The organism is Mediterranea sp. An20 (assembly GCF_002160055.1).
GTDB lineage: Bacteria > Bacteroidota > Bacteroidia > Bacteroidales > Bacteroidaceae > Bacteroides > Bacteroides avicola.
Genome location: NZ_NFJV01000051.1, coordinates 1 through 7,628, shown reverse-complemented (window position 1 = coordinate 7,628; position 7,628 = coordinate 1). Strand labels below are relative to the sequence as shown.

The 7,628-nt window shown below is 48.6% G+C and carries 6 protein-coding genes; 5 read left to right on the top strand and 1 reads right to left on the bottom strand.

What is annotated here, in order from left to right; genetic code table 11:
• Positions 1-1,331 (bottom strand): BT4734/BF3469 family protein (locus B5F34_RS16785; protein ID WP_275532601.1); only part of this gene is annotated, 1,331 nt, incomplete at its 3' end.
• A gap of 194 nt (positions 1,332-1,525) precedes the next feature.
• On the opposite strand from B5F34_RS16785, the gene B5F34_RS16780 reads away from it, so the two are divergent.
• The 5 genes from B5F34_RS16780 to B5F34_RS16760 all read left to right on the top strand — a co-directional run.
• Positions 1,526-1,837 (top strand): hypothetical protein, encoded by a 312-nt coding sequence (locus B5F34_RS16780; protein ID WP_087340905.1) that lies wholly within the window; start codon positions 1,526-1,528, stop codon positions 1,835-1,837.
• Positions 1,838-2,256: 419 nt separating this feature from the next.
• The gene (locus tag B5F34_RS16775) at positions 2,257-3,828 is read left to right on the top strand and encodes an ATP-binding protein (RefSeq protein ID WP_087340906.1); all 1,572 of its coding nucleotides are present in this window, start codon (positions 2,257-2,259) and stop codon (positions 3,826-3,828) included.
• Positions 3,829-3,882: 54 nt separating this feature from the next.
• Positions 3,883-5,442: an ATP-binding protein gene (locus B5F34_RS16770; protein ID WP_087340904.1), complete on the top strand. Its 1,560-nt coding sequence runs from the start codon at positions 3,883-3,885 to the stop codon at positions 5,440-5,442.
• 375 nt (positions 5,443-5,817) lie between these two features.
• Complete coding sequence (locus B5F34_RS16765) at positions 5,818-6,312, top strand: hypothetical protein (RefSeq protein ID WP_087340903.1); 495 nt, start codon at positions 5,818-5,820, stop codon at positions 6,310-6,312.
• Positions 6,313-6,516: 204 nt separating this feature from the next.
• A partial coding sequence (locus tag B5F34_RS16760; RefSeq protein WP_140393024.1) for a UDP-N-acetylglucosamine 4,6-dehydratase occupies positions 6,517-7,628 on the top strand: 1,112 nt, incomplete at its 3' end.

Below are 7,628 nucleotides of genomic sequence, written 5' to 3'. Positions count from 1 at the left end.
ATGAGCACCAGGATCTCATGGTTCACCACATTCTCGTCGAGCAGGGAAGCCACCATGGCCACCAGCCATTTCTTGAAGAAGACGGGGAACAGTTCCTTTCCCGTGGTGACATGCACCTGTGCGGCCAGGGCTGCGATGTGGTCGGTTTTCCCGTCCCAGGGCTCCAGGCTGTCCAGGTATCTGACAAAGGGATTGTATAGCTCCACGAACTCCGAGTCGATTACAGCCCTGAGGTCCTGCTGCCGCACCGACCTCACCTCCTTGGACATGCGGCACCAGAGCGTGTTGACCATGCGGTCCGTCAGGTCGCTGAACTTGTCGCTGCCAGTTTCGGCCATTTCGCACTTGCGTGTGATTGTGTTCTTGCGGAAACGCCCCTGGGTGCTGAGGAAGGCTTCGATGTCGGACACGACGGAGGTGGCAGCGTCGTTTGGTGAAGACTTTTTGCCGGAATGGGAAGGCAGCTTCAGTGTGCCATACTCATCGGTCTTTCTGTAGCACGAACGGAAGATACCTGCCACGTCACCATCATAATCGGCAAATTGCTTCACGCCCCATGCCGTGGCTGTCTGTTGATCCACGCCATACGCATTGAACAGATAACCGGTGCGCATGATATAATTGTTGCGTTGGTGGTCGGTATATTCCACCCCTTTGTCAGCCAGATGTGTCCGGATGGCATCCACCACTTTTTGTAACCGTTCCTGTTTCTTCCGGCTTTTCGTTTCATCCAGAAGAGAAGCAGGAGCCTCTATTTCAAAAGGCAAGGCATTCTCGCAGTACCAAGCCTCCGGGTCGTGTGCCAGTCCGCTCAGGCGGGTTACATTTTTGCATTTTTCATCGTATTCGTGACCGATAAGTGCGGCATAGTGACGGTTTATTTTCTCAAAAGCCAACTTATAGAGTTCGGTCTCGTTTCTGAAATAGAAATCAGGATGGCAAATGTATGGACAAATGATGCGGATTCCCTCTTTGCTGATGGTGGTATACGCCAACAGAGTGTGCGGATCTTGTCGGATTAGTTGCAGGCAAGCCTCTTTTTTTTCGGGTGGTATATGGTCGAAATCGACCAGGCACAAGTGAGTCCATCCGCTGATATTTTCCCGTTTTTTACCTTGTGAAAAACGCACAGCTACAGCAAAGCAAGGACAGGCCATCTTGGTTCGGGTGGCATCTTTGGTCCAGCCGTTTTGTCGGCAATAGCGGTGTTTGGCAGTATTATCTGCCAAATGGGGGTCATGAAGGATCATCTCTACAATGTCGGTAAGAGATTTGTCTACAGGATAAGTGTCTGAATAGCCTTGAAAAAGACTAAGAGTGATTTCTGGCATTTGAATCGTTTTTTGAGTTGATAACTTATTTTTTCGCGGCAAAGTTATGACGAAGTTTTAATATCTCCATACACTCCGTTTCCCACTATATGGGAACTAAAAGGGTGTGTATATAACATTCATTAAATCTTTTTAGCATTGTGGGCTGTTACGCGCGATTTATCCATGTATCAATTAATGAACAAACATTTACAATGACTAAAGATTACTTTAAGAATCCTGCTTTAGGTGCGTTCCTTTCCGATTTGCAGGAAATCATTTTTGTGAACGGAAAACGTCTGAGTTATAAATCAATCTGTCAGGATGCCAAGTTAACGAAGCGAAATTATGCGAAAATAAAGACTGGCGATAACAAAAGCATATATGCCTATTACGCTGTATTTCGCATTTATCTGCATGCGCTGTTAGAACATCCGAACCGGCGTTTGCTACTGATGGTCCTGAAAGCTTTGTACGAAGCTTTGGAATCAGATTTTGAAACTCGCAAAAAACTGAACAGGAAGTGAGGGTGAATTGAAGTTTTGTCTGACTTTACCGGCCATATTCTTTCAGGGTATTTTTCTTTGCTGTAAAGAAGGTTGATATGGGATAAACCGGATGCGGCAGAAGAAAAGACCGGGAAGAAATGTCCGAAAGAGTCAGTATAAGATGAAAATTCAGACATTTAATGATGTCTTTGACAGGTTGTCGTCCTGTATAGCGATTTTATATGCAGTGTGTACGATTTAATAGATTAGCGTTCGTTAACATTGTAGCCACCCAGGCGCGTGCGCGAAAGGGGTGTATATATGGGATGGCAACCTGTCATTGGGGAGGTATATTACTTGAAGTAATCCGGCAGGTGAGTTGGCAATAAACGAAACAGGCTGTTGCGCAAATCCGATGGAATGTGTATCTTTGTACCGGTTCATTAAATGAGAGCTACATGGCACAGCAGTTTTTAAGACGTTATCCGATAGGGATACAGACATTTTCTGAGCTTGTAAACAAGCATTATCTGTATATCGATAAGACGGAATACGTGTACCGCATGGCACACGGCAATTCCAAATATCTGTTTCTGAGCCGTCCGCGCCGTTTCGGCAAGTCGTTGCTTACGAGCACGCTGCACGCCTATTTCGAAGGTAGGAAAGAGCTCTTCCAAGGACTGGCTATCGAGCAGTTGGAAACGGAATGGACACCGTATCCGGTGCTGCATTTCGACATGAGCCTGGGCAAGCACATGGACCGGAAACAGTTGGAAAACTTTTTGTTGTACCAATTGTCCGGCCAGGAAAAACAGTTCGGCATTTCCACAGACATAGTAGACAGCAATATACGACTGGCGAACCTGATTCAACGTGCCTATGAACAGACCGGTCGCCAGGTAGTGGTCCTCATCGACGAATACGACGCCCCCTTGCTGGACGTGGTTCACGAAGAGAAAGACCTTCCGGTGCTCCGCAATGTCATGCGCAATTTCTACAGTCCGCTGAAAGGCTGTGACCCTTATCTGCGCTTCGTGTTCCTGACGGGTATCACCAAATTTTCTCAGCTGAGCATTTTCAGCGAACTGAATAACATTGAAAACATCAGCATGGATGAAGCCTATGCCGCTATCTGTGGCATTACGCAGGAAGAGATGGAAACGCAGATGAGCGTAGATGTGGACCTATTGGCTTCCGGTCTGGAACTGACCCGCGAAGAGACGTTGCAACAGTTGAAAGACAATTACGACGGTTATCACTTCACGTGGCCTTCGCCCGACATCTACAACCCGTTCAGCCTGTTGACCGCCTTCAGCAAGAAGCGTTTGGACTCCTACTGGTTCGGCAGCGGTACGCCGACCTACCTGATAGAGATGCTGCGCAAATTTGGCATGAATGTCCTTCAGTTATGCACTCCCCAGGAAGCGCGTAAGGAAGATTTTGATGCTCCTACCGAACGCCTCTCCAGCATCACCCCCCTGCTGTACCAGAGCGGTTATTTCACCATTCTGAAAGGCAATCCTTTGTTCCGGAGTTATACCTTAGGCCTTCCCAACCGGGAAGTGAAGTTAGGCTTGCTGAACAGCCTGATTCCGTATTATCTGACTCCCAACACGCAATCGGTTTCCGCAGTCCTGTTGGGCATGGCAAGACATTTGTATGAGAACGACATGGACGGTGCCTTGCAGGCCCTGCAAGTGTTCCTTTCCACCATCCCATACGCGGACCATACCGATTACGAAGGTCATTACCAGCAGCTGTTCTATGTCATCTTCAGCCTCTTGGGATATTATACGGACATCGAGGTCCGCACGCCCCGCGGCAGGGTGGATGTGGTGATGCGTGCCCCGCAGACGTTGTATATCATCGAACTGAAGCTGGACCAAACCGCCGAAGCGGCGATGCAGCAGATAGACCTGAAGAATTATCCCGAACGTTTTGCCCTGTGCGGGCTGCCGGTTGTTAAGGTAGGCGTCAATTTTGACAGGGAAAAGCGGACGATTAGCGACTGGCAGGTGGAACGTGTTTGAAGATTCGGTTGTTTTGCGTATCTTTGTGGTATGAACCTGAAAAACTTGATCAGTATGGAACAGCCAAGACGTTATCCGATAGGGATACAGACATTTTCCGAGCTTGTAAACAAGCATTATCTGTACATAGACAAGACGGAATACGTGTACCGCATGGCACACGGCAATTCCAAATACCTGTTTCTGAGCCGTCCGCGCCGTTTCGGCAAGTCGTTGCTTACGAGCACGCTGCATGCCTATTTTGAAGGGAGGAAAGACCTTTTCAAAGGGCTGACGATCGAGCAGTTGGAGACGGAATGGACACCGTATCCGGTGCTGCATTTCGACATGAGCCTGGGCAAGCACATGGACCGGAAGCAGTTGGAAAACTTTTTGTTGTACCAATTGTCCGGCCAGGAAAAACAGTTCGGCATCTCCACGGACATAGTAGACAGCAATATACGGCTGGCGAACCTGATTCAACGTGCTTATGAACAGACCGGCCGCCAGGTAGTTGTCCTTATCGATGAATACGACGCCCCCTTGCTGGACGTGGTGCACGAAGAGAAAGACCTTCCGGTGCTCCGCAACGTGATGCGCAATTTCTACAGTCCTCTGAAAGGCTGTGACCCCTACCTGCGCTTCGTGTTCCTGACGGGTATCACCAAGTTTTCCCAACTGAGCATTTTCAGCGAACTGAACAATATTGAAAACATCAGCATGGATGAAGCCTATGCCGCTATCTGTGGCATTACGCAGGAAGAGATGGAAACGCAGATGAGCATAGATGTGGACCTATTGGCTTCCGGCCTGAAGTTGACCCGCGAAGAAACGTTGCAACAGTTGAAGGACAATTACGACGGTTACCATTTCACGTGGCCTTCGCCCGACATCTACAACCCGTTCAGCCTGTTGACCGCCTTCAGCAAGAAGCGTTTGGACTCCTACTGGTTCGGCAGCGGTACGCCGACTTACCTGATAGAGATGCTGCGCAAATATGCCACTCTGCCTTCCGAGATAGATTGTATTACTGCCCTGGCTGAGGAATTTGATGCTCCTACCGAGCGTATGCAAAACATAACTCCCCTGCTGTATCAAAGCGGTTACGTCACCATCAAAGATTATGACAAAGGTATGAGGCTTTATACATTGGGACTGCCCAACCGGGAAGTCCGGGTGGGACTGATGCGGAGCCTGCTGCCTTCGTATGTGATGCCGGACACGCTGAAGACCACGACCATGATTGCCTACCTCTCGCGGGACATCATCCGGGGTGAGATGGAGGCTGCCCTCTGCCGTTTGCAGGAGTTTCTGGGTACGGTTCCATACGCGGAGAATACCCATTATGAAGGTCACTACCAGCAAATGTTTTACGTGATCTTTTCCTTGCTTGGCATGTATGTAGATGTGGAGGTACGCACCCCCCGCGGGCGTGTGGATGTGGTACTTCGCACCCCGCAAACGCTGTATGTCATCGAACTGAAGCTGGACAAGAGTGCCGAAGCGGCGATGCAGCAGATAGACCTGAAGAATTATCCCGAACGCTTCGCCTTGTGCGGGCTGCCGGTTGTCAAGGTAGGCATCAATTTTGACAAGGAGAAACGGACGATTAGTGACTGGAAGATTGAGCAGTGAAAAATTCCTTTCATTGTTTGGAAGTTTCCCGATGAAAGCATTAATTTACAGGACATAAGTAATCAATTAGATTTAATTTATATCCAACACAGAGACACAGAGCCACAAAGTTCTGTAACTGTCTGTCGGTAAAAATGACGGGAGGGCACAGAGTCCGCGGCTTCGCCGCATACGAGAGAAGGGAAATTAACTCTGTGAGCTGTGGACAAGAAAACAAAAACTCTGTGTCTCCGTGCCTCTGTGTTTAGTATCAACCGACCAGCCCATTGAGCGCCGTGCCGTTGACGTATATTGCCTGAATGATGAAGTCGCAAGGTATTTCTCCGGAGGACATAGCCTTGTTTACGAAATTAAGTCTGGATGAGATAAACAGATTTGGGTTATAAATTAAATGACGGTAAGATTCGGAACGCAGAGACGCAAAGCATCCCCATGATAATCCTGAAGAAACTGCCTTTTGTCGATACCTTGGCTTCCATGCAGGAGTTGGCAGAGTTGGACGCTCTGGCAAACCTGAAGAAACATCTGGCTGCGCTCCACAGTTGGGTTCCCTCCGGCTACCGCAAAGCTGACTATGTTCTGGTAATCCACGCCGGTTTTATCACAGAACCTATGAGGTTGTATCATGCGTTGCCTGCCCGGGAACGGAAAGCCGTTATGACCCTGATGGGCATGAAAGCCGATGAGTACCTCACCTGGTCCCTGAAAGAAGACGAGGAATTGGTGATGCAGACCCTCCACTTGGTTATTTCCTACGAAGACGGCAACCGTTGTCGCCTCTATATGCCCGATTGTATCCGTCGGGAACTGGTCCGGGCACAGAAAGCTGAATTCATGCAGTTGCTCAACAGGATGGCGGGGTTGAAATAAGGGCATTTTTCAAAAGTAATTTTTATCTGACCTGGTTTAGGGGTACTACTGTTGGTGCCCTAACAAAGGGTATGCCCTGAATTGAGTGTTTACCTCAAAAGTTCATCTTCTTGATTTTTAAGAGGGTGAACGCTATTGAGTGCTTACGTTCATCCCCCATCCATAAGCCCTCCTATCTCTGAATAATTTATATATCCTTACATCATGTTGAATATAAATAAATTTATCGGCGAGAACATTACTTCCCGTCCGAGCAGCCTGTTTGCGCCCGATATAGAAGCAAACAGGGACAGACTTCGTGAAGAAATTGAGGGAAAAAGCCTGCTTGTCATTGGTGGTGCCGGATCTATCGGGTCTTCCTACATACGTGCCATACTTCCTTTCCGGCCCTCTAAGCTGGTCGTTGTAGACCTGAACGAGAACGGTTTGGCAGAACTGACCCGTGATTTGCGTTCTTCTTATGGAATGTATGTTCCTGAAGACTACCGTACCTACACGTTGAGCTTTGCAGATCCTATTTTCGCACGCATTTTCCGGGAAGAAAAAGGATTTGACATCGTGGCCAATTTCTCTGCCCACAAACACGTGCGCAGTGAAAAGGACAAATATTCCGTACAAGCCTTAATTGAAAACAATGTCATCAGGGCAAAGAAACTGCTGGACCTGCTGACAGAATACCCTCCCCGCCATTTCTTCTGTGTATCGACCGATAAGGCGGCCAATCCGGTGAACATCATGGGAGCCAGCAAGCGCATCATGGAAGACATGATCATGGCTTACACCCCAAAGTTTAAAGTAACTACTGCCCGTTTTGCCAACGTGGCTTTCTCCAACGGTTCCTTGCTGGCAGGCTTTGTGGAGCGGATTATGAAGAAACAGCCTCTGGCGGCTCCGAGTGACGTGAAGCGTTATTTCGTATCTCCCGAAGAAAGCGGACAAATCTGTATGCTCGCCTGTATGCTGGGTCATAACGGGGAAATCTTTTTCCCGAAACTGGGCGAAGAGAAGATGATGACTTTCTCCACTATATGTGACCGTTTCCTGGCTGCCTTGGGTTATGAGAAAAAGGAATGCGCCACGGATGAGGAAGCCAAGAAGTTTGCTGCAGAAATGCCGGAAGACAGCAAGGTTTATCCGGTAGTCTATTTCCGGAGCGACACGACCGGCGAGAAAGACTTTGAAGAGTTCTACGTGCCCGGCGAGAAACTGAACATGAACCGTTTCTCCTCCCTGGGCGTGATAGAGGATGTAAAGAAACGCCCGATGCAGGAACTGGAAGCGTTCTTCCACGAGTTGGAAGATATTTTCCATGAGCC